At 70.7% G+C, this 26,591-nt stretch carries 22 protein-coding genes and 2 pseudogenes; 12 read left to right on the top strand and 12 right to left on the bottom strand.

Annotation, left to right across the window (positions count from 1 at the left end):
• Positions 1 to 129: 129 nt before the first annotated feature.
• From dnaK to QE428_RS04035, 5 genes are all read left to right on the top strand, one after another.
• The gene (dnaK, locus tag QE428_RS04055; RefSeq protein ID WP_091357339.1) at positions 130 to 1,992 is read left to right on the top strand and encodes a molecular chaperone DnaK; all 1,863 of its coding nucleotides are present in this window, start codon (positions 130 to 132) and stop codon (positions 1,990 to 1,992) included.
• Between the two features lie 2 nt (positions 1,993 to 1,994).
• Entirely contained in the window at positions 1,995 to 2,585 is a 591-nt protein-coding gene (locus QE428_RS04050; RefSeq protein WP_133399102.1) for a nucleotide exchange factor GrpE, read from the top strand.
• Positions 2,586 to 2,597: 12 nt separating this feature from the next.
• Entirely contained in the window at positions 2,598 to 3,581 is a 984-nt protein-coding gene (locus tag QE428_RS04045) for a DnaJ C-terminal domain-containing protein (RefSeq protein ID WP_091357334.1), read from the top strand.
• A 10-nt stretch (positions 3,582 to 3,591) separates the two neighbouring features.
• Positions 3,592 to 4,032, top strand: a complete 441-nt coding sequence (locus QE428_RS04040; protein ID WP_307463311.1) for a heat shock protein transcriptional repressor HspR — start codon at positions 3,592 to 3,594, stop codon at positions 4,030 to 4,032.
• A 281-nt stretch (positions 4,033 to 4,313) separates the two neighbouring features.
• Positions 4,314 to 5,093, top strand: a complete 780-nt coding sequence (locus QE428_RS04035; protein WP_307463307.1) for a DUF559 domain-containing protein — start codon at positions 4,314 to 4,316, stop codon at positions 5,091 to 5,093.
• Between the two features lie 86 nt (positions 5,094 to 5,179).
• Here QE428_RS04035 and QE428_RS04030 read toward each other — a convergent pair whose 3' ends face one another.
• Positions 5,180 to 5,770, bottom strand: coding sequence for a hypothetical protein (locus QE428_RS04030; RefSeq protein WP_091357325.1), 591 nt, complete (start codon positions 5,768 to 5,770; stop codon positions 5,180 to 5,182).
• Between the two features lie 177 nt (positions 5,771 to 5,947).
• Here QE428_RS04030 and QE428_RS04025 point away from each other — a divergent pair, with 177 nt between their 5' ends.
• Positions 5,948 to 7,147 carry a glycosyltransferase gene (locus tag QE428_RS04025; protein WP_307463302.1) on the top strand — a complete coding sequence of 400 codons (1,200 nt, stop codon included), beginning with the start codon at positions 5,948 to 5,950 and terminating at the stop codon, positions 7,145 to 7,147.
• Between the two features lies 1 nt (position 7,148).
• Positions 7,149 to 8,243 carry a glycosyltransferase family 1 protein gene (locus QE428_RS04020; RefSeq protein WP_307463299.1) on the top strand — a complete coding sequence of 365 codons (1,095 nt, stop codon included), beginning with the start codon at positions 7,149 to 7,151 and terminating at the stop codon, positions 8,241 to 8,243.
• A 107-nt stretch (positions 8,244 to 8,350) separates the two neighbouring features.
• Here QE428_RS04020 and QE428_RS04015 read toward each other — a convergent pair whose 3' ends face one another.
• The gene (locus tag QE428_RS04015; protein WP_307463296.1) at positions 8,351 to 8,731 is read right to left on the bottom strand and encodes a hypothetical protein; all 381 of its coding nucleotides are present in this window, start codon (positions 8,729 to 8,731) and stop codon (positions 8,351 to 8,353) included.
• A 56-nt stretch (positions 8,732 to 8,787) separates the two neighbouring features.
• Positions 8,788 to 8,922, bottom strand: coding sequence for a hypothetical protein (locus tag QE428_RS04010; protein ID WP_307463294.1), 135 nt, complete (start codon positions 8,920 to 8,922; stop codon positions 8,788 to 8,790).
• A gap of 113 nt (positions 8,923 to 9,035) precedes the next feature.
• Here QE428_RS04010 and QE428_RS04005 point away from each other — a divergent pair, with 113 nt between their 5' ends.
• On the top strand, positions 9,036 to 10,004 hold the full coding sequence (locus QE428_RS04005) for a GlxA family transcriptional regulator (protein WP_307463292.1): 969 nt from the start codon (positions 9,036 to 9,038) through the stop codon (positions 10,002 to 10,004).
• 52 nt (positions 10,005 to 10,056) lie between these two features.
• A complete protein-coding gene (locus tag QE428_RS04000; RefSeq protein WP_373457694.1) occupies positions 10,057 to 12,267 on the top strand; it encodes an ATP-dependent Clp protease ATP-binding subunit in 2,211 nt (736 codons plus the stop codon).
• On the opposite strand, the gene QE428_RS03995 is transcribed toward QE428_RS04000, so the two are convergent.
• Both QE428_RS03995 and QE428_RS03990 read right to left on the bottom strand, forming a co-directional pair.
• Entirely contained in the window at positions 12,242 to 13,093 is an 852-nt protein-coding gene (locus tag QE428_RS03995; protein WP_307463286.1) for a hypothetical protein, read from the bottom strand. The two genes, QE428_RS04000 and QE428_RS03995, sit on opposite strands and share 26 nt — an antisense overlap.
• Before the next feature lie 244 nt (positions 13,094 to 13,337).
• The gene (locus QE428_RS03990; protein ID WP_307463282.1) at positions 13,338 to 14,726 is read right to left on the bottom strand and encodes an HNH endonuclease signature motif containing protein; all 1,389 of its coding nucleotides are present in this window, start codon (positions 14,724 to 14,726) and stop codon (positions 13,338 to 13,340) included.
• A gap of 166 nt (positions 14,727 to 14,892) precedes the next feature.
• On the opposite strand from QE428_RS03990, the gene QE428_RS03985 reads away from it, so the two are divergent.
• Positions 14,893 to 15,723, top strand: coding sequence for a UbiA family prenyltransferase (locus QE428_RS03985; protein ID WP_307463281.1), 831 nt, complete (start codon positions 14,893 to 14,895; stop codon positions 15,721 to 15,723).
• A 25-nt stretch (positions 15,724 to 15,748) separates the two neighbouring features.
• Here QE428_RS03985 and QE428_RS03980 read toward each other — a convergent pair whose 3' ends face one another.
• The 7 genes and pseudogenes from QE428_RS03980 to QE428_RS03950 form a co-directional block, all read right to left on the bottom strand.
• Entirely contained in the window at positions 15,749 to 16,876 is a 1,128-nt protein-coding gene (locus QE428_RS03980) for an FAD-dependent monooxygenase (protein ID WP_307463278.1), read from the bottom strand.
• Positions 16,869 to 17,561 (bottom strand): methyltransferase domain-containing protein, encoded by a 693-nt coding sequence (locus QE428_RS03975; protein WP_307463275.1) that lies wholly within the window; start codon positions 17,559 to 17,561, stop codon positions 16,869 to 16,871. Before QE428_RS03975 ends, QE428_RS03980 begins: the two co-directional genes overlap by 8 nt.
• A pseudogene (locus tag QE428_RS03970) lies at positions 17,558 to 18,694 on the bottom strand (type III polyketide synthase); the annotation flags it as partial. The gene QE428_RS03975 and the pseudogene QE428_RS03970, both read right to left, overlap by 4 nt.
• Before the next feature lie 54 nt (positions 18,695 to 18,748).
• Positions 18,749 to 20,386 carry a cell wall metabolism sensor histidine kinase WalK gene (locus QE428_RS03965; protein WP_307463273.1) on the bottom strand — a complete coding sequence of 546 codons (1,638 nt, stop codon included), beginning with the start codon at positions 20,384 to 20,386 and terminating at the stop codon, positions 18,749 to 18,751.
• 70 nt (positions 20,387 to 20,456) lie between these two features.
• Entirely contained in the window at positions 20,457 to 21,161 is a 705-nt protein-coding gene (locus tag QE428_RS03960; RefSeq protein ID WP_307463272.1) for a hypothetical protein, read from the bottom strand.
• Between the two features lie 60 nt (positions 21,162 to 21,221).
• Positions 21,222 to 21,794 (bottom strand): nitroreductase family protein, encoded by a 573-nt coding sequence (locus QE428_RS03955; protein ID WP_133399118.1) that lies wholly within the window; start codon positions 21,792 to 21,794, stop codon positions 21,222 to 21,224.
• 46 nt (positions 21,795 to 21,840) lie between these two features.
• A pseudogene (locus QE428_RS03950) lies at positions 21,841 to 23,206 on the bottom strand (glucose-6-phosphate dehydrogenase).
• Between the two features lie 79 nt (positions 23,207 to 23,285).
• On the opposite strand from QE428_RS03950, the gene QE428_RS03945 reads away from it, so the two are divergent.
• Both QE428_RS03945 and QE428_RS03940 read left to right on the top strand, forming a co-directional pair.
• Complete coding sequence (locus tag QE428_RS03945) at positions 23,286 to 25,088, top strand: glycoside hydrolase family 15 protein (RefSeq protein ID WP_307470626.1); 1,803 nt, start codon at positions 23,286 to 23,288, stop codon at positions 25,086 to 25,088.
• Positions 25,089 to 25,163: 75 nt separating this feature from the next.
• The gene (locus QE428_RS03940) at positions 25,164 to 26,549 is read left to right on the top strand and encodes a serine/threonine-protein kinase (RefSeq protein WP_307463269.1); all 1,386 of its coding nucleotides are present in this window, start codon (positions 25,164 to 25,166) and stop codon (positions 26,547 to 26,549) included.
• Positions 26,550 to 26,591 lie beyond the last annotated feature (42 nt).

Genomic DNA, 26,591 nt, shown 5'->3' with positions numbered 1-26,591 from the left:
ATGAGTCGGCTCAAGTTGGTTTGACGCTCGCGAGGTGTCGGAGTAGCGTTGAGTCATCGCGGCTCAGGTTGTGGCCAGGACCGCGGAAAGACTTCAGATATACGCAAACGCCACACGAAGGAGAATCACATGGCACGTGCAGTGGGAATCGACCTCGGAACGACCAACTCGGTCGTCGCCGTCCTCGAAGGTGGCGAGCCGAAGGTCATCGCCAACGCCGAGGGTCTGCGCACGACCCCCTCGGTCGTCGCATTCACGAAGGACGGCGAGGTGCTCGTCGGCGAGACCGCCAAGCGCCAGGCCGTCACGAACGTCGACCGCACCCTGACCTCCGTCAAGCGCCACATGGGCACCGACTGGAAGACCCAGGCGATCGACGGCAAGAACTACACGCCGCAGGAGATCTCGGCCCGTATTCTCCAGAAGCTCAAGCGCGACGCCGAGCAGTACCTGGGCGACACGGTGACGGATGCCGTCATCACCGTCCCCGCCTACTTCAACGACGCCGAGCGTCAGGCCACGAAGGAGGCTGGCGAGATCGCGGGCCTCAACGTGCTCCGCATCATCAACGAGCCCACCGCCGCCGCCCTCGCATACGGTCTCGACAAGGGCAAGGAGGACGAGCTCATCCTCGTCTTCGACCTCGGTGGCGGAACCTTCGACGTCTCCCTCCTCGAGGTGGGCAAGGACGACGACTTCTCGACCATTCAGGTGCGCTCGACGGCCGGTGACAACCGCCTCGGCGGCGACGACTGGGACCAGCGCATCGTCGAGTACCTGATCAAGCAGTTCAAGGACACGAGCGGTGTCGACGTCTCGAGCGACAAGATCGCCCTGCAGCGTCTGAAGGAAGCAGCCGAGCAGGCCAAGAAGGAGCTCTCGAGCTCGCAGTCGGCCTCGATCAACCTGCCCTACCTCTCGCTGACCGAGTCCGGCCCCGTCTCGCTGTCCGAGACGCTGAGCCGCGCGAAGTTCGAGGACCTCACCAAGGACCTGCTCGACCGCACCAAGAAGCCCTTCGAGGACGTCATCCGCGAAGCCGGCATCAAGGTCGCCGACATCGACCACGTCGTGCTCGTCGGTGGGTCGACGCGCATGCCCGCCGTGAGCGAACTCGTGAAGAAGGAAGCCGGCAAGGAGCCCAACAAGGGCGTCAACCCGGACGAGGTCGTCGCCGTCGGCGCCGCCCTGCAGGCCGGCGTCCTCAAGGGTGAGCGCAAGGACGTGCTGCTCATCGACGTCACCCCCCTGAGCCTCGGCATCGAGACCAAGGGCGGCATCATGACCAAGCTCATCGAGCGCAACACGGCCATCCCGACCAAGCGCAGCGAGACCTTCACGACCGCCGACGACAACCAGCCGTCGGTCGCCATCCAGGTCTTCCAGGGCGAGCGCGACTTCACCCGCGACAACAAGCCGCTGGGTACGTTCGAGCTCACCGGCATCGCGCCGGCACCCCGCGGCATCCCCCAGATCGAGGTCACGTTCGACATCGACGCGAACGGCATCGTCCACGTGTCCGCCAAGGACAAGGGCACCGGCAAGGAGCAGTCGATGACGATCACCGGCGGCTCGTCGCTGCCGAAGGACGACATCGAGCGCATGGTGCGCGAGGCCGAGGAGCACGCGGCCGAGGACAAGAAGCGCCGCGAGGCCGCCGAGGTCCGCAACCAGGCCGAGACGCTCTCGTACTCGATCGAGAAGCTCCTCACCGAGAACGCCGACAAGCTGCCCGAGGACGTGAAGACCGAGGTCCAGGCCGACGTCGACGCGCTCAAGACGGCGCTCGCGGGCGACAACGACGACACCGTCAAGGACGCCTACGACAAGCTCAACGCGTCGCAGACCAAGATCGGCGAGGCGATCTACGCCGCGAGCCAGGCCGACGCCGCCCAGGCGCCGACCGACGCTCCGGCCGGCGAGCAGCCGGCATCCTCCGATGAGGACGTCGTGGACGCCGAGGTCGTCGACGACGAGGACGAGAAGAAGTAAGCATGGCGGACAAGGACTTCGAGAAGCCGGACGAGGGCGACGACGTCGCCGCGACCCCGGCCGAGGAGTCGGCCCGGCCCGCCGAGGATGCCGACACGGAGCCGGACGCGCTCACGGTCGACGACATCCTCGGCGCGGCCCAGTCCGACGAGGCCGCCGTCGCGGACGCGCCGGAGGAGGAGCACGACCTGCTCCTCGACCTCAAGCGCGTGCAGGCGGAGTACGCCAACTACCGTCGCCGCACCGAGGAGCAGCGCGAGGTGGAGCTCGCGCGCGCCAAGGGCGCCGTCGCCAAGGGCATGCTCCCCGTGCTCGATGATCTCGACCGTGCCGAGAAGCACGGCGACCTCGCCGAGGGCAGCGCGCTGGCCGCGATCGCCGAGAAGATGCGGGCGGTCGTCGCCCGCCTGGGAGTGGAGCGCTACGGCGCTGCGGGCGACGCGTTCGACCCGCAGCAGCACGAGGCGATCTTCCAGGCGCCCACACCCGGCACGACCGAGCCGACGATCCTCGAGGTCGTCGAGGTCGGTTACCGCCTCGGTGACCTCGAGCTGCGTCCGGCGAAGGTCGTGGTCGCCGTTCCGGCCGAGTAAGGAGGCGCGCCGATGGCCAGTCAGGATTGGTTCGACAAGGACTTCTACAAGGTGCTCGGGGTGTCGAAAGACGTCTCCGATGCCGACCTGAAGAAGACGTACCGCAAGCTGGCGCGCACCTACCACCCCGACTCGAACGCGGGGGACCCCGCGGCCGAGGCGAAGTTCAAAGAGGTCAGCGAGGCGTACTCGGTGCTCAGCGACAAGGAGCAGCGAGCCGAGTACGACCAGCTGCGCGCCATGGGGTCCGGAAGCGCCCGCTTCCAGCCCGGGGCGAGCGGTGGGTTCGAGGACGTGTTCAGCCGGTTCCAGCCGGGTGGCGCGGGCGGCCAGCAGGCCGACTTCGACGACCTCTTCGCGATGTTCGGGCAGCAGAGCGGCGGACGCTTCGGCTCCGGTCGGTTCGGGCAGTCGAGCGGCGGTTTCCGCGGCTTCGGCGGACCGCAGCGCGGGGCCGACGTCACCGCCCGCACGACGCTCGACTTCACGACCGCCGTGAAGGGCGACACCATCACGCTCCAGGGCGACGACGGCAAGCCCATCAAGGTGAAGATCCCCGCCGGGGTTTCGGACGGGCAGAAGATCAAGCTCCGCGGTCGCGGCCGTCCCTCGCCGGACGGCGGGGAGGCGGGCGACATCGTCCTCACGGTCGGCGTGCGCCCGCATCCCGTCTTCACGCGGGAAGGGCTGAACCTCCGCATCCACGTTCCCGTCACGTTCACCGAGGCGGCGCTGGGTGCGACCATCGAGGTGCCGACGCTCGGCGGCGACAGCGTCAAGCTGCGCGTCGCGCCGGGGACCCCGTCGGGGCGCGTGCTGCGCGTGAAGGGCCGCGGGGTGCAGACGGCGAAGGGCACCGGCGACCTGCTCGCCGAGGTCCAGGTCGCCGTCCCCACGCACCTCGATGCGGCCGCGCGCGAAGCGCTGGAGCGCTTCCACGAGCTGGAACCCAAGGAGAATCCCCGCGCCGACCTGATGGCCAAGGCGCGCGAGTGAGGTGAGACGCATGGCGAACGAGCAGGTCGACGAAGACGCCCCGATCCTGGCGATCGCGGTGGCCGCTGAGCTCGCCGGCATGCACCCGCAGACGCTGCGTCAGTACGACCGGCTGGGACTCGTGGTACCGGCGCGCACCCGTGGTGGGTCGCGCCGGTACTCCCTCCGGCACGTCGCGCAGCTGCGCGAGGTGGCTCAGATGTCGGCCGACGGCGTGAGCCTGCCGGCCATCTCGCGCATCATCGACCTCGAGAACCAGGTGCGGATGCTGCGCCGCGAGGTCTCGGCACTGCAGGGTCGCCTGCGCGACGAGGTCGCCGCCCGCCGCGGTGCCCGCGTGTTCGCCGCCGGCGCGACCGGCTCGGTCGTCACGCTCCGCCAGGGCACGCGCGTCCGCCGCGCGACCGACGTGGTGCTCTACCGCCCGCACCCGTCCCCCTCCGACGACTGACGCTTCTTCGGGCGCCGAGCCGACGCCGACTGCGCCGAAGGCCGCCCGGTGACGACCGTTCGCGTCGTCTGGAGGTTCCTCCCGAGGGTGCGCGCGCGGCGAGTTGTGCACGAGGGGTGGATGCCGGGGGCGTGAGGCGCGTCGAGGTGGCGAGTGTCGGGGGATGAGACCTTCGACGCCGCTGCCCCCGCAGCTTCCGCCTGTGTTCGTTGTCGCCGACGCGAGAGGCGCAGGCGTCACCGTCGGCCGCCTGCGCGGGCGCGATCTGTCGCGTCCCTTCCGTGGCGTCCGCTCCCGGTCGGAGGCGACGCAATGCCGTGGCCCGGGCCTACGCCTACGCGCCGAAGCTGCGTCCCGGCGAGCACTTCTCACATGCCACCGCGCTCGCGCTCGCCGGAGCATGGATCCCGGATCGCCTGCGCCAGAGCGTCGACGTCTCCGCCGCGCGCCCCCTCGGCCGCGCCCGCGGCGCGGGGGTGCGGGGCCACGAGTCGAGCGCGGCCGTCGGTCACCGGGTCGCCGGCCTGCCGTGCGTGCCACCCAGCGAGGTGTGGTGCCAGGCGGCATCCCTTCTCGGCGATCGTGAGCTCGTCGTCGCGGCCGATTCGCTGATGCGTCGACAGCAGCCTGTCGTCACCTCCCAGGAGCTGCAGGCAGCAGTCGTGGCCTGCGCCGGAATGCGTCACGTCAGACGGCTGCGACGAGCGCTCGAACGGGCCCGATCCCGCACCGATTCCGTCGCCGAGACACTGCTGCGCCTCGATGCCGCTGACGCCGGCCTGCCCGACCTCACCGTCAACGCCGTGATCACGGACGTGGACGGTCGATTCCTCGCCTATGGCGATCTCGCCCACCTCCCGACGAAGGTGCTGCTCGAGTACGACGGGGAGCAGCACCGCCTCGACGACCGCCAGTACGCGCGCGACGTCGAGCGGCTCGACGCACTCGCCGCCGCCGGATGGCGCGTGATCCGGGTGAACCGCTCGCACCGCGGCGCCGACCGCCGCGGCATCCTGTTGCGCACCCGGGCCGCACTGATCGAGCGCGGCTGGCGCCCGTGAGCCTCGACCCGACGCGAACGGCTGTCATCCCGCGAGCGTGAGTGCCTATCGCGTCGGCTCGACGACGGCCGAGCGGATGCCGGGGGTCAGGCGGGGTCGATACGGAGGGTGCCGGGGCCTTCGCCGACGGTCAGGTCGGTGACGAGGCGGAGCGAGCGCGCGAGCGCGTCGACGGCGGGGATGACGGTGCCGAACCGCTCACGGTCGGAGATGACGGCGGTCAGGGTGACGAGGTGGGTGCCGGTGTCCCAGGTGTACGAGGCGAACGGCGTCTGACGCGGGTTCGGCGGCAGGGGCATCTCGAGCTTCTCGCCGACGCCCAATGGGGAACCGGTGAACGAGACGGTGTCGTCGTACTCGATGGGCATGCTCGCGCGCATGGTCCGCAGCTGCGGCGTGAGCTCCTGCACCTGAGCCATCGCGACGAGGAGCTCGGGGTCGTCCTTCCACACCCAGGCCAGCAGGCGTCCGTCGGCGCGGCGCATCAGCGCGGGGATCGCCTGGCTCATCGCCCACGCGGCGACCTTGCTGCCGGGCTGCTCGCGACCGAAGGCGGCGTTCGCCTGGGCGAGCAGCATCCCGATCGCCTTCTTGCGGGCGCGGCGTCCGCGGAACCCGAACGAGCCGGTGATCGGAACCCACTGCGCGGGGTCGGCCTGGGCGGAGATGCGGGTCATGCCGACAAGCGTAGGGGGGTCGCCTTCGACGGTCCTGAGCCCGGGGCGCGCCGACCTCCCAGCGGGCCCAAAACGGCTCGCGGGCTAGAATCGAGCCCCGGCGCCCCGCACATCCCTGCGCCCCACCGGCGAGAGCCCCTCGCCTCCGACGCACAGATTGGCCCGTACCCCGTGACCATGACGCCCCCGGACGGTCCCGCTCCCGAGCGCGGACCCCTCACCATCGTGATCGCGGCCGACACGTTCGCGCCCGACGTCAACGGAGGAGCCCGCTTCACCGAGCGTCTCGCCGCCGGCCTCGCCGAGCGCGGCCACCACGTGCACGTCGCCACGCCGAGCGTCGGGCACCGCAACCACGGCGTCTTCACCGAGGTGATCGAGGGGCAGCCGCTCACGGTCCACCGTCTGCCCGGGTGGCGCTATCGGCCGCACGACTGGCTGCGCTTCGTCCTGCCGTGGATGGGCAAGCACTACGCGCGCCGACTCCTCGACCAGGTCGACGTCGATGTCGTCCACAGCCAGTCGCACATCGTGATCGGCCGCGCGCTGACGCGCATCGCGAACCAGCGCGGCATCCCGGTCGTGGCGACGAACCACATCATGGCCGACAACATCCTCGACTTCACGCTGCTGCCGAAGTTCCTGTACGACATCTTCCTCAAGCTCGCGTGGGACGACGCGGCGCGCACGTTCGCCATGTCGCGTGCGGTGACGACGCCCACCCGCAAGGCGGCGGAGTTCCTCGAGAACACGATCGACATCCATGGGGTCGTCCCGATCAGCTGCGGCATCCGCAAGAGCAACTACACGCCGAACCTCGAGCCGCGCGAGAACCGTCGCCGGGTGCTGTTCGTCGGACGACTCACGACCGAGAAGCACGTCGAGATCACGCTCGAGGCGATCGCGAAGCTGCCCGACCTGAACCTCGAGTTCGAGATCGTCGGCGGCGGCGACCAGCGCAAGAGCCTCGGACAGGTGACCGAGCGTCTCGGCCTCGCCGACCGGGTCACCTTCCTCGGGCGGGTCTCGGAGGAAGAGCTCCGCGCGGCCTACACCCGTGCCGACGTCTTCGTCATCGCATCGGTGGCCGAGCTGCAGTCGATCGCGACGATGGAGGCCATGGCCTCGGGTCTGCCGGTCATCGCCGCGAACGCCGTCGCGCTGCCGCACCTCGTGCACGACGGCGAGAACGGCTACCTGTTCGAGCCGGGCAACTCGGACGAGCTCGCCGAGAAGATCCGCACCGTGCTCACCGCCGACCAGGCCGACTACTCGCGGATGCAGCAGGCCTCGCTCGACGGTGTCGAGATCCACGACATCGAGCGCACGCTCGACACGTTCGAGAAGCTCTACCGCGGCGAACCGCTCGACGGCTGACATGCGGCTGTTCTTCGACGCGCGCTACATCCGCACGGACTTCCACGACGGCATCAGTCGCTACTCGGCCGAGCTCGCACAGGCGGTGTCGGATGCCGCGTCCGCCCACCGGACCGAGGTCACCTACCTGATCCACGACGAGCGGCAGCGGGCCTTCCTCCCGGCCGATGCGATCACCCTGAAGATCCACGCGCCGACGTCGGTGAAGGAACCGTTCTCGTCGCTGCTGCTGAACCGGCACCGACCCGACGTGCTGTTCTCGCCGATGCAGACGATCGGCTCGGCGGGACGTCGGTTCCGCCTCATCCTGACGCTGCACGACACGATCTACTACCGCCACCGGACGCCGCCGCGCGCACTGCCCTGGTACGTGCGTCTCGGATGGCGGCTGTTCCACCTGTCGTACTGGCCGCAGCGGTGGACGCTGAACGCGGCAGACCTCGTCGCGACGGTCAGCGAGACGAGCGCTCGGCAGTTCGCGCGCGTGCGGCTCACGAAACGTCCGGTCGTCGTGATCCCCAACGCGCCCCAGCGACTCGCCGAGCTGCTGCCGCAGGGCACCGCCGTCGGCGCGGGTCCCGTGCGGAATCTCGTGTACATGGGCTCGTTCATGCCGTACAAGAACGTCGAGACGCTCGTCACCGCGATGCGGCAGCTGCCCGACCACACCCTGCACCTGCTGTCGCGCATCTCGCCCGAACGGCGCGCCGAACTGACGTCCCTGGCGGCGGGAGCGTCGGTCGTGTTCCACGACGGGGTGACGGATGCCGCCTACGCGGCGCTCCTGGCCGATGACGCCGCTCTCGTGACGACGAGTCTCGATGAGGGCTACGGCCTGCCGGTCGCGGAGGCTCTCGAACTCGGGGTGCCCGCCGTCGTGACCGACATGGAGATCTTCCGCGAGGTCGCCGGCGACGGCGCGCTGTACGTCGACGCGCTCGATCCGACAGCTGTGGCCGACGCGGTGCGTTCGCTCGACGAACCGGGAGTGCGGGACGCTCTGGTCGAGGCGGGGACCGCCCACATCCGCTCGTTCGACTGGGCCCGGTCGGCGCAGATCCTGCTGGCAGCGGCGATGGACCTCACGCGGCGCTGAGCCGGGTCAGACGCCGCCGGCTCCGCCCGCGTTGTTCGGGTTGTCGACGTAGGTCGCCGTCGCCTTCGCCATGCGTGCCTCGGAGTCGGCGCTGCGTCGAGCAACGGTCAGAAGAACCGGCCGCCGATCGTCGAGGACGCGAGGCTGAGGACGATACCGACAAGGGTCGATCCGGCGATGCCGATCGCGATGCCGCCGAGGAGTCGAGCCCCGGCATCCCGCCGCGCCGCGATGATGCCCATGACCAGGGCGGCGAGCGAGACGGCTGACATGAACAGGGAGAAGACGGCGTTCAGCAGTCCGATCGCGGTGGGGTCGTAGATCGCGCGGTAGAGCTGGATCTGGATACCCGGCCACACGCCCTGCAGGAGTACCGGCACCGCGGCGACGATCAGCGCGACGAGGGCCAGGTTCCTGGCGGACGGTGCGGCGGTCGACGGCGGGTAGGGGTAGGGCTGCGGCGTGTACGGCGGAACGGGCTCGGTCATGGGGGTCCTCTCGCGGGCCCGAGTCTAGGGCGGTGCGCCGACGCGGGGAAGGGGTGTCAGGGGCACCCGGGGCGGTCGGTGCGGCGGGGTTCGTGGCGGTATCCGTCGACGGCGACGAGGTGGAGTGTGCCGATCACGGCGCCGGCGACGACGATGAGCAGAAGCAGGATGAGGAGGAGTGCGGCGATCATGGCAGGAAGGCTATGCTTGGCCTGATCCTGCCACGAGTGGCCGTATCGTCACCGTTCGTAGGAATCCTGCCAGCGTGCGTCCTGCGCTGGTTCACGTCTCCCGGAGGTCGTCCATGATCCGCACCGTCGCCTGCGTCGTGCAGCCCGGTTTCGCCCCGTTCGAGTTCGGCCTCGCCTGTGAGGCGTTCGGGCTCGATCGCAGCGACGACGGCATCCCGAACTTCGACTTCCGCATCGTGACGCCCGACCCCGGTGCGGTTCCGAGCAACCTGGCGTTCTCGATCAACGTCGCGGAGGGGCTGGCGTTCGCCGACGAGGCGGACGTCGTCGTCATCACGCCGATTCCGCGAGAGGCGTGGGCGAACGTCGACCCGCGCGTGATCGACGTCATCCGCCGGGCGGTCGAGCGGGGGGCCTGGGTGCTGACGGTGTGCAGCGGGGCGTTCGCGGTCGCGGCATCCGGAGTTCTGTCCGGTCGACGCGCGACGACGCATTGGCGGTACGCCGAGACGATGGCGAGCATGTACCCCGACATCGAGGTCGACCCGAACGTGCTGTACGTGCAGTCCGATCGGATCATCACGAGCGCGGGAACGGCGGCGGGACTCGACGCGTGCCTCCACCTGCTGCGGATCGAGCTCGGGGCGGAGGCGGCCAACACGATCGCGCGCCGGATGGTCGTGCCGCCGCAGCGGGACGGCGGGCAGGCGCAGTTCATCGCGGCACCGCTGCCCGTGTCGACGTCGCTGTCGCTCACGCCGGTGACGGACTGGATGCTGGAGAACCTGCGGAGGGACCTGTCGGTCGATCAACTCGCGGCGAAGGCGCACATGTCGCCACGGACGTTCGCGCGGCGGTTCAAGGCCGACTACGGCACGACACCGGGTGCGTGGCTCGGCCGGCAGCGGATCCTGCACGCGCAGCGTCTGCTCGAGCAGACCGACCTCGGGCTCGACGCGATCGCGTACGAGTGCGGGTTCGGTTCTGCGGCGGTGCTGCGGCAGAACTTCTCGCGGGTGCTGGGGACGACGCCGACGGCGTATCGGTCCCGCTTCGCCTGCGCCGCCGATCTGGCGTCGTGATAAAGTTGAGCCAGACGGACTCAAGTTTCTCTCGATCCTTCAGGAGCAGATGATGAACGCACAACCGGCCCCCGGGCAGGGGGAGCAGGGCAGCGCCCTCGAGCAGTTCGGCATCAACCTCACCGACCGTGCGCGGCAGGGCAAGCTCGATCCCGTCATCGGTCGCGACGGCGAGATCCGACGGGTCAGCCAGGTGCTCACACGCCGCACGAAGAACAACCCGGTGCTCATCGGTGAGCCGGGCGTCGGCAAGACCGCGGTGGTCGAAGGGCTCGCGCAGCGCATCGTCGCGGGCGACGTCGCCGAGTCGCTGAAGGGCAAGGAGCTCATCGCGCTCGACATCTCCGCGCTCGTGGCCGGGGCGATGTACCGCGGGCAGTTCGAGGAGCGGCTGAAGAGCGTGCTGAAGGAGATCACCGAGTCCGAGGGTCGGGTGATCACCTTTATCGACGAGCTGCACACCCTCATGGGTGCCGGCGGCGGCGAGGGCTCTGTCGCGGCATCCAACATGCTGAAGCCCATGCTCGCGCGCGGTGAGCTGCGCCTGATCGGTGCGACGACCCTCGACGAGTACCGCGAGTTCATCGAGAAGGATGCCGCTTTGGAGCGGCGCTTCCAGCAGGTGTACGTCGGCGAGCCGAGCGTCGAGGACACGATCGCGATCCTCCGCGGACTGAAGGAGCGGTACGAGGCGCACCACAAGGTGGCGATCTCGGATGGCGCCCTCGTGGCGGCGGCGGCTCTGTCGCACCGGTACATCCCGGCGCGACAGCTTCCGGACAAGGCGATCGACCTCATCGATGAGGCGGCGTCGAGGCTGCGCATGGAGATCGACTCGGCGCCGCTCGAGATCGACGAGCTGCGCCGGCACGCGGACAGGCTGAAGCTCGAGGAGCTCGCGCTGAAGAAGGAGAAGGACGACGCGTCGAAGGAGCGACTCGCGGCGCTCCGCGACCAACTCGTGAAGGTGCAGCAGCAGCTCGACGAACTGCAGGCGCGGTGGGAGCGTGAGCGCGCATCGCTGAACGCGGTCGGCGACTACAAGACCCGGCTCGATGCGTTGCGCGTCGAGGCGGAGCGCGCGCAGCGCGAGGGCGACCTCGAGCGTGCGTCGCGGTTGCTGTACGCGGAGATCCCTGCGCTCGAGCGCAAGCTCGCCGAGGCGGAGCGTGCCGAGGGCGCGGCGGGCGACGGTGCCGAACGGATGGTGGGCGACCGCGTGACCGACGAGGACATCGCGGAGGTGATCGCGGCGTGGACCGGCATCCCGGTCGGACGTCTGCTCCAGAGCGAGAGCGCCCGACTGGTGCACCTCGAGTCGGAGCTCGGAAAGCGGCTGATCGGGCAGAAGCCGGCCGTGAAGACGGTGGCGGATGCCGTGCGCCGATCGCGGGCGGGGATCAGCGACCCGAATCGGCCGACCGGGTCGTTCCTGTTCCTGGGGCCGACGGGCGTCGGCAAGACCGAGCTCGCCAAGGCGCTCGCGGAGTTCCTGTTCGACGACGAGCGCGCGATGGTGCGCATCGACATGAGCGAGTACGGCGAGAAGCACGCTGTCGCGCGACTCGTCGGAGCCCCGCCGGGGTACGTCGGGTACGAGCAGGGTGGTCAGCTGACCGAGGCGGTGCGGCGCCGGCCGTACTCGGTGGTGTTGCTCGACGAGGTCGAGAAGGCGCACCCCGAGGTGTTCGATGTGCTGCTGCAGGTGCTCGATGACGGCCGGTTGACCGACGGTCAGGGCCGGACGGTCGATTTCACGAACACGATCCTGATCCTGACGAGCAACATCGGGTCGCCGGTGCTGATCGATCCGACGCTGACGGACGAGCGCAAGCGCGACCAGGTCATGGCCATGGTTCGGCAGGCGTTCCGGCCGGAGTTCCTGAACCGTCTCGACGACGTCGTGATGTTCACGCCACTGACAGAGTCGGATCTCGCGCAGATCGTGGAGCTGGCGGTCGATGCGCTGCAGCGGAGGCTGCACGCTCGCCGGTTGACGCTGGCGGTGACGCCGGATGCGCGGGCGTGGCTCGCCGAGCGCGGATACGATCCGCTCTTCGGCGCCCGGCCGCTGCGCCGCCTGATCCAGTCCGAGATCCAGGACCGGTTGGCGATGGCGCTGCTGTCGGGTGGTGTGCACGACGGTGACGTGGTGCGGGTGGATGTCGCGGTCGACGGGTCGCAGCTGGTGCTGACGAGCAGTGGGCCGACACCTCCGGAGGAGTCCGGTGACGACGTCATCGAGGCGGAGCTGCTCGACTGATCCGGGCGAGCCAGCGGGCCCAGGGCGCACTGCGGCGCGCGGGCGCGGCAGTCTGTGGGGCGGGCGTCACCTCCTGTTCCAGGGTGGCGAAGGATCTGGACGTATGCCAACGCATGACGACTGAGTAGGGCCAGATCCTCGCCGCGGCTCGGGGGCTCACCATGACGGCACTCGCCGTCGCGAGGACGACGAACGGGATGCCGATCAGGAGCGGTCCCTCGACGGTGAACACCAGGCCGACGATCGCGGAGAGTAAGACGCCTGCACCAGCCACGCTGTATCCGAATGCCTTCGTCGACCGGGGGGCGGTGCGATCTTGCAGGGATATCCAGCCGATTCGGGTGAGGGCGAGACTCAGGCACAGTGCGGAGATCGACCAGAAGAACGCTTTACCTCCCTGCCAAGAGACGGTGAGCAATCCACACCAGGCGATCCACGCACCGGGCAGAAGCAGCCAAGACGAGAGGAGCGCGAGGACATAGCGGGCGCGCGACGGTGCTGCGGACCTCAGGCGACGTGGCAAGAGGAGCGCCTTGTCGTACTCCCGTTCTCTGCGGACGAGATGGTCTTGTCGCGATTCGACCTCGAAGACACCCAACCCCGCCGTCACGACCGCCCCCGAGAGGCCCCAGAAGACGAGGAGAGCGGATGTGTCGCCAGGGCGGGCAACGGCCACGGGGATGACGAACCCTCCCATGAGGGCGAGGAGCGCGATGGGTACGGTGGTCACCGGGCGAAGGATCCTCTTGGCTCCGTGCGTCAGCTCCGACCAATCACCGGAGAAGCGGGTGACGGCGCCGATTGCGACGACGAGTGTCGCAGTCACACCGAGTGTCTCGAAGCCGACGTCGAGAGCGGGTGTGGCCCAGCGCCCGACTCCTCTCAGGCCGTCTACGAATGAGCCGACAGGGTCGTCCGGGGTCATGAACGCCCCGGTCAGTACTCCGATGCCGATGCTGAGGGATAGGGAGAGAACCGGCCATGCGATCCACACCGTCCACGCGGCCGACCTGGGTGCGGAGGTGGTCGTGGCCCCTGGTGACGTCATGTGCGCGACGGTATCGACACGCTCAGACATCGCGGGGCATCGAGATCTTCCGGTCGCGGGGCGCGATGTCGGTGCGGTTCAGCCGCACGCAGAAGGGTGCGGGGTCTGCGGGTGACGTGGCGGCAGGGGTGAAGGCGACGGCCGGGGTGGGGGCGTCTTCTCTGTAGGTCCTGCCGAGGGGTGAGGTCCATTCCAGGACACCACCCTGGAGTTGTCGCACCCGCCAGGCGGTGAATTGCTTCATCGAGTGATGCCTCTGGCAGAGGTGGGCGAGGTTGGAGAGTTCGGTCCGTCCGCCGAGGGCGTGGTCGTGGGTGTGGTCGATCTCGCAGCGGATCGCGGCGACCCGGCATCCGGGGAAGCGGCAATGCTGGTCGCGGGCTTGCAGGAACCTGCGCATCCCCGAGGGAACACGGTAGGAGTCGGTCGCGACGGTGACGCCGGTCGTCGGGTCGTGGAACAGGCGTTCCCAGATTCCGGTCGCACCGGCCAGCACCCGTGCGGTCGCGGGGTCGATCGGCGAGCGGCCGGCGAGGTCGCACGGCCCGTCGTCCCCGCCGGAGAGCGTCGCCGCGGGGACGAGTACCTGCACGCGTGCGCGGATCGCCCCGAGGGGTCCGGCGGTGGTGTCGCGCGTGTCGTCGAGTGCAGGGGTGCCTGCGAGGAGGAGGTCGGCGAACACGTCCGCCCGGACTTGATCGGTCGAGCGCGCGTCGGTCGCGACGACATCGGAGTCCTCGCCGGACGCCCGCTCGTCCCGGGTGTCGATGATCGCCCGTGCCTGCTGTGTCAGTCGGTCGTGGATCCCCTCCGCAATCACCGTCGGGAGGGTCGCGATCAGGTCCGACATGCCGTCCCGCCCGGGCATGAGCCGCACACACCGACCGGCGGCTGCTTCTTCGTGTCGTTCCGCGAACGTCCGGGGGTGCATCCGGTGCGCGAGGATCTCGAGCTCACCCCGCACCCGGTTCGGCGTCTCGCCGTCGCAACGTTCGATCGCGATGGCCTCGAACTCCGCCCACATTCCTCCGGGCAAGTTCAGCCCGGCGTCGACGATCGCTTTCACATGGCCTCGGACGATCCGCCCTGATTCCCACGCTGCTACCGCAGCGGGGAACCCTTCGATGATCGTCCGAGCCTCACCGATCCGCCGCTGAACCGCCCGGTCGGTCAGTCGCATCACCCCGGCGACCTCGGCCGAGATCGACCGCAGCACCATGTCGTGCACCTGGACTTTCGCGTTCCGGGGTGCGCCCTGCGCATCAGCCAACCTCCCGGCAGCGGCAAGCACGCGAAGCTCCGCGATCTGCCCCGCAGCGATCCGGCGGCCCACGTCTTCGACGTCCGCGACGATCCCCGCGATGGCGGCGGTATACGCCTCACCATCGGGGGTTTCCATCGGTTCCGTCATACCTGCACTCTCGCACCAACCACCGACATTCAGACCCCAGAAACCACCGAAACCACCCGTTATGAACAACACCCAGAATGAGAAACCTCTCACCTGTCCGCCCGGCCGACGCGGGACCTGAGCGACCTCCCGGCCGAGCCCTGTCTCAGGCGTGAAAGGATCGAGCATGCGAACCGTTCGGGCCCTGTGGGGTGCCACTCACCCGGGTCCCTCGCTCGTCGTCACGGTCCTGTCTCTCGCGCTCGGCGTCGCTGCCGGGTTGGAGCCGTGGCGGATCGTCGTTCTCGTCGTCGCGGTGTTCGCGGGTCAGATCTTCGTCGGCCTGTCGAACGACGCGATCGACCTCTTCCGCGACGCGACCGTCGGGCGCGCCGACAAGCCGCTCGTCCGAGGCGACACCCGGGTCCGCACGGCGTGGATCGCAGCGCTCATCGCGCTCGGTGTGGCCCTCATCCTGTCCGCGGTCCTCGGCTGGGCCATGCTCATCGCCCACGTCATCGCCCTGGTCTTCGCGTGGAGCTACAACGCGGGCCTGAAAGCGACACCCCTCTCGCTCGTCCCTTTCCTCGTCAGCTTCGGGATCTTCCCCTCACTCGCGACCCTCTCCGCGCCGGTCCCGCAGACCGCAGCCGTCTGGGCGTCGTTCGCCGGTGCGATGCTCGGCGCGGCCGTGCACCTCACGAATGTCCTGCCCGATCTAGAGGACGACCGGCGCACGGGCGTCCGCGGGCTTCCGCACCGGATCGGACCCTCGGCGTCCGTTGTCCTGGCCGTCGCCGGAATCGTCGTCGCTGCGATCGCCGTCCTCGTCGGCAGTTTGATCGAGGGCGCCGCTCCGGTCATGATGGCCCTCTTCGCGGTGGCTGTGATCGTGATCGCCGGGGCCGTCATGATCCGGATGCGGCGGCGCGGCGCCGATCGCACGGGATTCCGCCTCGTGATGGGTGCCGCCCTCGTCCTCGCCCTCCAGCTCGTGGTGGCCTCCGGCACGGCATGATCCACGCGCTGTCGTACCCCGACCCTCACCGCCCGGCGGCGTCGAGACCCATCGCGTAGGCGTGCGGGACCAGCGACCCGGTCGCGGTGAGCACGGAGCCGAGCATCCGCGACCGCACCGCGTGCGCACGTCGCGCCACCGGACGGCCGAGGCCCATGTTCACGGCGGCGAGCCGCCCGGCCACGCGGGCCGAGCGGAGGCGATCCCGTTCCCACTCGGCGAGATCCGATTCGGGCGCTGACCCCAGCCGAGTCCACGCCGCGAGCAGCGGGGCAAGGGTCGCGGCATCCAGCAGTCCGAGATTCAGGCCCTGCCCGCCGATCGGACTGATCTCGTGGGCCGCGTCGCCGATCACGAACAGCCGATCGCGGCGCAACGCGGGTGCCAGCACCCGTCGCACGCCGAACTCGGTCGCGGAGGTGACCAGCTCGGCGGCCTCGCTCTCGCCTCGCTCGCGCATGGCCTCGCGCAACCGTGCCGTGAGAGCGTGCGGCTCGCGCGATCCGCCTGCATCCCACGCGACGAAGCGGCGCTGCCCGTCGGGCAGCGGGAAGGACTCGAGCACCCCTCCGGGTGCGAGATGGACGACCGCGGTCTCGGCGTCCTCGCGCGGCGGGAGGGCGGCATCCGTCATCAGATACCGGTCCGGGTATGCGGTCCGTCGCAGCGCCGTCGAGCGGAACACCAGGCCCCGCGCGCCCACCCCGCCGGCCATGACCACGATCGGCGCGAGGTGCTCGCCCTGATCGGTTTCGACGCGCACCCGGTCGCGGTCACGCGTCACGCGCGTCACCGTCAGACCGCGCTCGGGTTCCGGACCGTCACCGCGCAGTGCGGCTTCGGTCTCACCCTGCGGCAGCGTTGCGACGTACGGATGCCGCGCGTCGAGGCGTCCGAAATCGACGACACCCAAGGTTCTCCCGTCGCTGCGGGCCTCGCCGCGACGCACTCGGACGGCGCGGGTCAGGATCCGCTCGGTCGCACCTCCGGACTCGAGAGCCGCGAGCGTCGGCGCGTGCAGTCCGATCGCGCGGGAGCCGCCACCGGCGGCCGGCCGTCGCTCGAGGACCGCGACGTCGACGCCGAAACGCGTCAGTTCGGCGGCCAGCAGCGTGCCCACGGGGCCCGCTCCGACGACGAGGACCTCAGGCATCGCCGTCCGCCACCGCGAGGAGCCGGAACGGAGCCGGCGACGCCACGCGCCACGGCGCCCCGAGCGCCTGCTCGAGCTCTCCCGCTCGATAGCTCCTGCGGATCGACCGCAGGCCGTCGGTCCGGAGGAAGGTCCCTCGTTCGAGCGCAGTGATGCCTATGCCGTACAGCGCATACGCGAGCCGTCCGCGCTCGATGTCGGCGTGCATGACGGTTCCCGACGACAGCGCGCGCGTGTCGTCGGCGAAGCCCGCGAGCTCCTCGGCGTCCAGATGGTGGAGCACGTGGTTGGACAGCACGAGGTCGAACGTCTCGCCGGCATCCCGGAGCCCGGCGGCATCCGTCGCGGCGAACGACACGGTCGCGCTCTCGCGCGTCCGGGCGACTTCGAGCGCACGCGGGTCGGGATCGATCCCGAGCCACGTGACCTCGAGACCGTCGCGCTCCGCCCACTCGGCGAGCCGCGCGACCACGTCGCCGCCCCCGCTGCCGACGTCGAGCACGCGCGCCGGTCGTCCGAGGTCCCTGAGGCGGGGACGGATGCCGCGTCGCCAGACCCGGCCCCACCCGCCGATCGCGCGGTTCACGAGATCGAACCGGCGCAGCGTCTCGGCGAGGGCGACGGGGTCGCACGCGGGGTCGTCCATCAGCTCCTGAAGCGCGGTGTCGCGCGCGGCGAGGTTCACGCGGCGGCTCGTCGGAACGTCAGTCGAGCGGCCTCGAGCGTCAGGCCGGGCCCGAACGCGAGGGTCGCCACGCGGTCGCCGTCGGCGAGGTCCGCCGCGAGCAGTGCTTTCAGGATGAACAGGATCGTCGCGCTCGACATGTTGCCGTAGTTGCGCAGCACGTCACGCGAGACGGTCAGGGCATCGCCCGGCAGGTCGAGACCGCTCTCGACGCGGTCGAGCACGCTGCGGCCGCCCGGGTGCACGGCCCACGTCTCGACGCCCTCGTCGCCGAGGAACGACTCCACCGCGCCGCGGATCTCCCGACCGATGATGCGCGGCACCTCGGCGGACAGGACCATCTCGAACCCCGTGTCACCGATCGTCCAGGCCATGTCCTTCTCGCCCTCGTCGGTCAGCACGGTCGCGAACCGATCCAGCTCGAAGGTCGCGCCGGTCGCCCGGGCGACATCTGCGCTGACCACAGCAGCGGCCGCGCCGTCGGCGAAGACCGAGGCCGAGACGATCTCGTCGTGATCCGCCGGCGTCCGCACGTGCAGTGAGCAGAGCTCCGCGCAGACGACGAGCACGACCGCGTCGGGGTGGGCCGCGCAGATCTGGCTCGCGGTCCGGAGAGCGGGCACTGCGGCGGCGCACCCCATGAAGCCGAGGTGCGACCGCGCGACCGTCGTCGGGAGGCCGAGATCGCGCACCAGGCGGTAGTCCGGTCCCGGCGCGAACATGCCCGTGCACGAGACGGTGACGACGTGCGTGACCTCGGCAGGATCGACGGATGCCGCGGCCAGGGCGTTCCGCGCCGCCTCGGCGAACAGCGGCGGCGCGAGACGGATGTAGGCGTCGTTGCGAGCGCCGGTCGACGGAGCCAGCAGAGTGCCGGTGTCGGTGACCGTCGGCATCCCCTCATCTTCGCGGGGGAGGGCGGTGGCCGCCGCTGCGGCGGCCAGATCGTCGAGCACGGTGTGCCGCGTTTCGATCGCGGAGGCGTCGAACGCGGCGCCGATCAGTCGCTTCGTCAGACGGTCGGCGCCGGGCTGCCCGGCGAACAGGTCGCGCACCTCGTCCTGTCGCAGGCGGGCGCGGGGCACGGCGGTGCCGATCGACAGGATGCGCGGGGTCATGGCCTCACCGTAACCGGCGAACGCGCGCGCGGCGTCGCGGGTTGACCGCGGCGATTCTCTGTGTGGGGTCTACCGCTTCGTGTGCCGGGGCAGGCAGACGGTGAAGGTCGCCCCCATGTGCGGCGCGCTGTCGACCCGCACGCTTCCGCCGTGCGCGACGACGATCGCCCGGAGGTTCGTCAGTCCGAGCCCGAAGCCCTGGATCTGGCGCGCTCGGGCGTCCGCCGTCCGGTAGAAGCGGTCGAAGGCACGCCGCTGCTCGGCGTGGTCGAGTCCCACGCCCCTGTTCGACACGGCGATCTCGACGCCTTCCTCGTTCGCCCGCGTCGTCACGGTGACGACGCTGTCGGCGTCGCCGAACTTGATCGCGTTGGTGAGGAGCTCGGTCACGCCGACGAGGAGCTGACGTTCGTCTCCTTCCGCCGTGATCGCGGGCGGCCCCGCCACCTCGACGCGCATGCCGCGGGCGGATGCCGCGCCGCGCACCTCGTCGACCGCGTGTCGCACGATCGCCGCGATGTCGAGCGGGGCGATCGTCAACTCCTTCACCGTGTCGGTCGCGTTCAGGAGGTCCCCGACCCGGTGGAGGAGGTCCTCGGTCTTGCGCGAGACGATCTCGATGTAGCGCTGCAGCTTCTCGTCGCTCGGGTCGGCGGCGTCGGCGAGCAGATCGAGGAAGCCGGTGATGCTCGTGATCGGCGTGCGCAGTTCGTGCGACACCGTCCGGAGGAACTGCTCGCGCACCTCGACCGCATCGGCGAGTTCCGTGACGTCGTAGGCGACGATGACGGTGCCCAGCAGGCGGCCGTCCTCGCTATGGACGCGTCCCGAGGACGCCAGGATCGCGACCTGCGCGCCCGCGGGACCGAGCCACTCGACGTGATTGGCGATGGTCTCGCCGCGCAGCGCCCGCGGGATGATCTGCTGGTCGTACGGGATCCGGCTCACGCGGTCCTCGGCGAGCACGTCGTCGCCGGCGTAGGGCGGCTCGTCGAGGCGGAAGCCGACCATCTCCACCATCCGGTGCGCCAGGGCATTCGCGACGTCCAAGCGTCCCTCCTGGTCGTAGAAGGCGACGCCCGCGTTGACGGTGTTGAGGATGCCGAGAGCGATCGCCTCGGCATCCTTCGCCTCCCGCAGGGCCTCGTCCTGTGCACGGAACGACTCGGCGAGGCGCCGCGCGTTACGGCGGAGGTGTCGTGCCGCGACGAAGACGAGGATCGCGATGCCGACGATGAGGGCAGGGAAGGCGAAGATGTTCGCCCACTCGGCTGCGGACGCCGGCCACGCCCCGCTGTGGACGAAGCGGTAGGCGATGATGAACACCGATCCGACGATCCCGACCGCCATGCCGTACCAGGGGAACCCGTAGGCGAGCCACAGGACCGGGAACAGCGCCAGCACGGTGACGGCCGGGACGATCGTCATGAGTTCGGCGCGCAGAAGTGCCACCGCGACGATGTCGGCCACCGCGACGGTGATCATCCACGCGCGCGAGATGCGTTCCCAGGGGATGACGAGAGCCGAGGCCGACGCGGCGGCGATGACCACGTAGGCCGTGATCGTCGTGGGCGTCGACAAGCGATCGGGCTGGGCGATGAACGCCACGACGAGGATGACCAGCGTGCCGAGGACGAAAGGCAGCTGCGCCCGCAGGAAGACGCGCACCCGGCCTGCCGGGGTCGCTTCCATCTCGAACAGGGGCATCGTCGCCTCGTCCTCCTTCGGCCCGCACGGGCCGGTACCGGAAACGTACCCCACCGCGAGCGGATCGCAGTCAGCGCGCGGCGACCCAGACCTCCACGCCGCTCTCCCCGAGCGTGAAGTTGATGGCCGTGCCGAGGGCGTAGGCATCCTTCGCGGCCTCGGGGCTGAGGTCGCTGACGACGGCCGTCACCGCGACGGGGAACGGGCCCGCCCCGCACGTCGACAGGGTCTCACCGACCTCGGGCTGCGCGGCTTCCTGCGGGCTGACGATGCTGAGGCAGCGCACCGGGTTCGGGTCCGCCGGCGTGCCGACGACGGTCGCGAAGACCGAGAAGCCGCGGAAGTCGGCGTAGCGACGACTGTTCGAATCGCTCTCGGGCGGCCATGCCTCGAGCTGCGTCAACGTCGCCACCTGCTCCGCGTCGGGATAGCGGGGCGCCTCGCGCGGGATCGACAGCGTGATCGCCACGGTCCCGGCCACCAGCGCGGCGGCGCTCGCGACGAGCCCGAGGTTCGTCGCCCAGCGCGGCCAGCGTCGGGGCGCGCCGTACGGGCGCTCCGGGTCGACGTCGGGGGCCGTCGTTTCCGCCGCGGGCGCCGTCTCAGGGGCATCGGCCGCGTCCTCGGCGGGCGGGCCCTCGGCGGGGCGTTCCGCCTCGCGGGCCTCGAGCTCGCGCAGGCGCGCGACGGCAGCGGCATCCCCTGCGATGTCAGCGCTGCGCCCGTAGGCGCGCTCGCGCAGTCGGGCCAGCTCGGCGGCGTCGTCGTCGTCCATCGGGACCACTAAACCAACAGTTCGACCCCGCCGGGCGCAAGCGGCTGTCGCCGCGCCGGGTCAGTCGTCGACGAGGATCGACTCGGCGACCGGTCGGCGCTCGCGGGGAGCCTCCTCGCGGGCGCGGAGATCGTCCGATGCGGAGTCGATGTCGCCGAGCGGGCCGACGGCCATCACCGTCACCGCACGCTGGTCCGCCGCGAGGTCGAACGCCGAGGCGATGTCAGCGGGGCGGAACCCGCCCATCTGGTGAGTGCTCAGGCCGTTCGCGTGAGCCTGCACCGTGAAGTGCGCCGCCGCCTGGCCGACGTCGTACGTCGCCCATCGCAGCTCCTTGCCGTCCTGCTCCGTGGTCGCGACGAAGACGACCAGGGCGGCGGCGTCAGCCGCCCATGCCCGGTTGAAGCCCAGGAGGCTCTCGACGACGGCGGCGTGGGATGCCGATCCCCGCCGCGCGACGATGAACCGCCACGGCTGCGTGTTCGAGGCCGAGGGCGACCAGCGGGCAGCTTCGAGAGCGGACTGCAGAGCCTGCTCGTCGATCGGCGCGGAGGCGTCGAAGATCCGTGTGCTCCAGCGCTCGGTCAGGACGTCGAGGATGGGTGCGTCGGTGGATGCAGTGCGATTCGGCATCCGTCTATTCCATCACCGCCGACGATGCCTCGGCGTCATCACGTTCTCAGGACGTCGCCCAGTCCGCCGGCCCCGAGGTGCCCGCGGCGTACTCGTCGAGCGGGACGCGACCATCCCGCCACGCGTCGATGACGGGTTGGACGATGTGCCAGCAGTCGACCGCGGCGTCGGCGCGGACCGACAGCATGGCGTCGCCATCGAGGATGCCGGAGAGCACCTCGGCGTACGCCTTCAGGGCGCCATCGCCGAGGTGAGCCTCGAGTGTCGCCTTCTCGAGCTCGAGCGGGTCGGCCTCGCCGTTGACGTTGAGGTCGAGCGAGATCGAGTCGGGCCCCAGCGAGAACCGCAGCACCGTCGGACCCGGGTCCCCCGTGAACCCGCCGGGCAGGTGTCGGACGGGGTGGAAACGGACCTCGACCTTGGCCTCGGCGTCGCCCAGAGCTTTGCCCGAGCGGAGCGTGATCGGGACTCCCTGCCACCGGGCATTCCGCACCTCGACGGTCATCTCGGCGAGCGTCTCGGTCTCGCGGGTCGGGTCGACGCCCGGCTCGTCGACGTACGACGGGAAGTCCCGCCCCCCGACCGTCCCTGCCGGTGTACCGCGCCCGCCGCGACGAGGCGGCGGGGTCGTCGCCCCAGATCGCCGTGGCCCGGAGGGCGGCGCCGGTCGCGTCGCGGAGGTCGCGTTCACCGAGGGATGCCGGGGGTTCCATCGTCACGAAGGCCATCACCTGCAGCAGGTGGCTCTGGATCATGTCGGTGAGCGCGCCGGCCTTGTCGTAGTAGCCGGCGCGTCCCTCGAGGCCGAGCGGCTCATCGAACTGCACGAGGATCGACGCGATGTGATCGGCCGACCAGGCGGGTTCGATGAGGCGGTTCGCGAAGCGCACACCGAGCAGGTTGAGCACGGTGGAGCGGCCGAGGAAGTGGTCGACGCGGAAGACCTGGCCCTCGGGCACGAGCTCGGCGAGCGTCGCGTTCAGGTGCTCGGCGCTGGCCGCATCGAATCCGAACGGCTTCTCGAGCGCCAGGATCGTGCCGTCGGGGATCGTCACCGAGCGGAGCGCGTCGCAGGCCTTCGCCGCGACCGCCGGCGGCACGGCGAAGTAGAGGGCCGGCCGCCCCTCCGCGGCATCCAGCAGCTTCTGCAACTGGTCGGGATCGGTGATGTCCGCCTTCGTGTACGTCGTGTCCGAGAAGGCGTCGAACGCGGACTCGGACCCCGTGGTCGCGAACGCCTTCCGCACCGTGTCGCGCCAGGCGTCGTCGCTCCAGTCGTCCGCACCCGCACCCGCGAGGCGCACCTTCCGCTCGGGCTCGTGGACGAGGAGCTGTCCGAGCGCGGGGAGGAGCAGCCGGGAGGTGAGGTCTCCCGACGCGCCGAGGATGAGCAGGGTCGTGTCGGCCGTCATGGGCGTCACCCTAACCCGCGGCGGCCCGTCGGAGCGGCGAGCGAACCGTCTCTTGCCCCACCGGGTGCCGCGCGTGACAATGACGACGATGTCCACCCCGATCGAGTCCTACGCCCTGCTGAGCAACTGCCGCACCGGCGCTCTCGTCTCCGATGCCGGGAGCATCGACTGGCTCTGCCTCCCTCGCTACGACGACGCGTCAATCTTCGGTGCGCTGCTCGGCGATGAGCAGCACGGCCGCTGGAGTCTCCGCCCCGCCGACCCCGCGGCGGCGGCGACGCGGTGGTACGACGGCGACACGTTCGTGCTCGTGACGCGCTGGCGGAGCGCGGAGGGCGTCGCGGATGTCATCGAGTTCATGCCGGTCGACGACGAGGTGGATGCCGTGGTCCGCCGCGTCGTCGGCATCGAGGGGACCGTAGCGTTCGAGAGCGAGCTGCTGCTGCGGTTCGACTACGCCCGCGCGCTGCCCTGGGTGCGCCAGATCGGCGACCACGATGCTCCCGTCCTGCTCGCGATCGCCGGCCCCGACGCCGTCGCGGTGCGCGGTCCACGGCTGCATCCCGACGGCACGACGCACCGCGCCGCGTTCACTGTGAGCGCAGGGCAGACGGTCGACTCGGTGCTCACGGGGGACCGGTCGTACCACCGGCATCCCGTCGCGATCGACGTGGATGCCGCGCTGCAGCGCACGCGGACCTGGTGGACGGACTGGGCGTCCCGCGTCGAGCGCGGCGGGCCGTGGCAGGCGGCGCTCATGCGGTCGATGCTCGTCCTGCGCGCGCTCACCCACCCCGAGACCGGGGGGATCGTCGCCGCCGCGACGACGTCGCTGCCCGAGGACCCGGGCGGCTCGCGCAACTGGGACTACCGATTCGTCTGGCTGCGGGACGCCGCCCTCACACTCGAGGCCTACCTCGCCCACGGCTACACCGAGGCGGCGAGGCGGTGGCGGGACTGGCTGCTGCGCGCCGTCGCCGGCGACCCCGCCGACGTGCAGATCATGTACGGCCTCGGCGGCGAGCGCGACCTGCCCGAGCGCGAGCTCGCGAGCCTGCCCGGCTATCAGGGATCCGCGCCCGTCCGGATCGGCAACGGCGCGGTCGACCAGTACCAGGGCGACGTGATCGGGGAGGTCCTCGTCGCGCTCGAAGCCGCACGACTGGCCGGGGTCACCGAGACCCCGTCGTCGTGGTCGTTGCAGCGGGCCCTCCTGGCGCAGGTCGTCGAGTGGGTCGACCGGCCGGACAACGGTATCTGGGAGATGCGCGGCGACCTCCACCACTTCACGCACTCCCGGGCCATGGTGTGGGCGGCGCTCGATCGCGGCGTGCGGGCGGTACGCGAGCACGGCCTCGCGGGAGACGCCGACACGTGGGAGCGGCTGCGGGATCGGGTGCGCTCCGAGATCGACGAGACGGGGGTGGATGCCGCCGGCCGCCACTTCACGCAGCACGACAGCACTGACGAGGTCGACGCCTCGCTGCTGCTCCTGCCCGTCGTCGGCTTCTGCGCCGCCGACGACCCGCGGATGCTGGCCACCGTGGCTCGCATCGAGCGCGACCTGCTGCGGGACGGCTTCGTCATGCGGTACCGCACGTCCGCGGGGACCGACGGGCTTCCCGGCGACGAGCACCCGTTCCTCGCATGCTCGTTCTGGCTCGTCGAGCAGTACGCCGCGACGGGGCGCGTCGACGATGCGACGCGCCTCATGGACCGCCTCTGCGCCGTCGCGAACGACGTCGGCCTGCTGTCGGAGGAGTACGACCCCGGGGCCGGGCGCCACATAGGCAACACCCCGCAGGCACTCAGTCACCTCGCGCTCGTCGGCGCGGCGGATGCGCTCGCCGGGCACACGGGCCGCGCCGCGCACCGCACCTGAGCCGGGTGGGGAGCATGTCGGGTCCAGGCGACCACCGGTAGCCTCGACGGCGACAGAGCGAGAGGAGACGACGCGATGACGGAGACACCCGAGCCGCTGCCCGGCGACATGCTGGCGGAGCGCTATCGCCTCGTCGCGCAGATCGGGCAGGGCGGCATGGCGCGCGTCTTCCGCGCAGACGACACCGCCCTCGGTCGCACCGTGGCCGTCAAGGTGATTCGCCCCGCCGTCGAAGAGGCGGTGAGCGCCCCCGAGCGGGCGCGCAGCGAGGTCACTCTGCTGGCGTCGCTCAACCACCCGTCGCTCGTCACGCTCTTCGACGCGCACCTGACCGGCTCACCCGACTATCTCGTGATGGAGTTCGTCGACGGTCCGACCCTCAGTGCCCGCATCGCCGAGGGGCCGGTGCCACCGGCGGAGGTCGCGACCCTCGCCGCCGAACTCGGTGAAGCCCTCCACGTCGTCCACGGCTCCGGCGTGGTGCACCGCGACGTCAAGCCGTCGAACGTGCTGCTCGCTCCGCCGCACCTGCCCGGTGGGCGTCCGCGGGCCAAACTCGCCGACTTCGGCATCGCGCTCCTCCTCGACAGTGCGCGGGTGACGACGCCCGGCACGATCATCGGCACGGCCGCGTATCTCGCGCCCGAGCAGGTGCAGGGGCGCGACCCGGCACCGGCATCCGATGTGTACGCCCTCGGTCTCGTGCTGCTCGAAGCCCTCACGGGCGAGCGCGCCTATCCGAGCACCGACGGCGTCAGTGCGGCCATCGCCCGCCTGACCACGCCGCCCGCTGTCCCCGACACCCTCAGCGCGGGGTGGCGTTCGCTGCTGTCACGGATGACGGCGACCGCGCCCGAGGATCGGCCGACGGCTCTCCAGGTGGTCGAGGCCGCCGAACGACTGCGGGCGGAGCCGGTCGACGGTGCACCGCCGCTCCCCTCCGTCCGCGCCGCGGTCGCTGCCGGCATCCCGATCGCGTCCGTCGCCGGTGCGGAGGCTGCGCGAGACGAGGAGAAGGCGGGGGATGCCCCGACCCGCCGCTACCCGAGCAGCACCCCGACAGCGGCGACCGTCGCGCTCGCCGGTGAGGCGGCTCCCGGTGCCGCGAGCGACGGTACCCCGACGCGTCGGTCCCGACGCCCCCTCGTGATCGGGCTCGCCGTCGGCGCGGTCGCACTAATCGCGGCGGGGAGCATCTGGGCCGGATCGCTCGCGGGATCGCCGCAGCCGGTCTCGACCGATCCTGCGCAGACCGTCCCGCAGGAGTCCACTCCCGCTGAGGTCGTGTCGACCGATCCGACGCCGACCCCGACCGTCTCGACGACGAACGATGATCCCGCTCCCGACGACAAGGCGGCCGACGAAGCGGCGAAGGATGCCGAGAAGGCAGCCAAAGAGGAGCAGAAGCGCGCCGAGCGCGACGAGAACAGGGACCGCAAAGGGCCGAAGGACAAACCGTGAATGACGAGACCGCCCCTCCGCAGAAGCGGCGGGGCGGTCTCG

The organism is Microbacterium sp. SORGH_AS_0505 (genome assembly GCF_030818715.1).
Taxonomy (GTDB): Bacteria; Actinomycetota; Actinomycetes; order Actinomycetales; family Microbacteriaceae; genus Microbacterium.
The sequence above is the reverse complement of the archived record's forward strand: the minus strand, read 5'-3'. Positions and strand labels throughout refer to the sequence as shown.

Coding starts and splice junctions, on each gene's coding strand:
- QE428_RS04030 (WP_091357325.1), bottom strand. CDS start 5,770: ATGACCCGCATCTCCGCCCAGGCCGACCCCGCGCAGTGGGTTCCGATC.
- QE428_RS04000 (WP_373457694.1), top strand. CDS start 10,057: ATGAACGCACAACCGGCCCCCGGGCAGGGGGAGCAGGGCAGCGCCCTC.
- QE428_RS03960 (WP_307463272.1), bottom strand. CDS start 21,161: ATGGACGACGACGACGCCGCCGAGCTGGCCCGACTGCGCGAGCGCGCC.
- QE428_RS03955 (WP_133399118.1), bottom strand. CDS start 21,794: ATGCCGAATCGCACTGCATCCACCGACGCACCCATCCTCGACGTCCTG.
- QE428_RS03990 (WP_307463282.1), bottom strand. CDS start 14,726: ATGACGGAACCGATGGAAACCCCCGATGGTGAGGCGTATACCGCCGCC.
- dnaK (WP_091357339.1), top strand. CDS start 130: ATGGCACGTGCAGTGGGAATCGACCTCGGAACGACCAACTCGGTCGTC.
- QE428_RS03980 (WP_307463278.1), bottom strand. CDS start 16,876: ATGCCTGAGGTCCTCGTCGTCGGAGCGGGCCCCGTGGGCACGCTGCTG.
- QE428_RS04020 (WP_307463299.1), top strand. CDS start 7,149: ATGCGGCTGTTCTTCGACGCGCGCTACATCCGCACGGACTTCCACGAC.
- QE428_RS03985 (WP_307463281.1), top strand. CDS start 14,893: ATGCGAACCGTTCGGGCCCTGTGGGGTGCCACTCACCCGGGTCCCTCG.
- QE428_RS03945 (WP_307470626.1), top strand. CDS start 23,286: ATGACGACGATGTCCACCCCGATCGAGTCCTACGCCCTGCTGAGCAAC.
- QE428_RS04050 (WP_133399102.1), top strand. CDS start 1,995: ATGGCGGACAAGGACTTCGAGAAGCCGGACGAGGGCGACGACGTCGCC.
- QE428_RS03965 (WP_307463273.1), bottom strand. CDS start 20,386: ATGCCCCTGTTCGAGATGGAAGCGACCCCGGCAGGCCGGGTGCGCGTC.
- QE428_RS04040 (WP_307463311.1), top strand. CDS start 3,592: ATGGCGAACGAGCAGGTCGACGAAGACGCCCCGATCCTGGCGATCGCG.
- QE428_RS04005 (WP_307463292.1), top strand. CDS start 9,036: ATGATCCGCACCGTCGCCTGCGTCGTGCAGCCCGGTTTCGCCCCGTTC.
- QE428_RS04010 (WP_307463294.1), bottom strand. CDS start 8,922: ATGATCGCCGCACTCCTCCTCATCCTGCTTCTGCTCATCGTCGTCGCC.
- QE428_RS04015 (WP_307463296.1), bottom strand. CDS start 8,731: ATGACCGAGCCCGTTCCGCCGTACACGCCGCAGCCCTACCCCTACCCG.
- QE428_RS03940 (WP_307463269.1), top strand. CDS start 25,164: ATGACGGAGACACCCGAGCCGCTGCCCGGCGACATGCTGGCGGAGCGC.
- QE428_RS04045 (WP_091357334.1), top strand. CDS start 2,598: ATGGCCAGTCAGGATTGGTTCGACAAGGACTTCTACAAGGTGCTCGGG.
- QE428_RS04025 (WP_307463302.1), top strand. CDS start 5,948: ATGACGCCCCCGGACGGTCCCGCTCCCGAGCGCGGACCCCTCACCATC.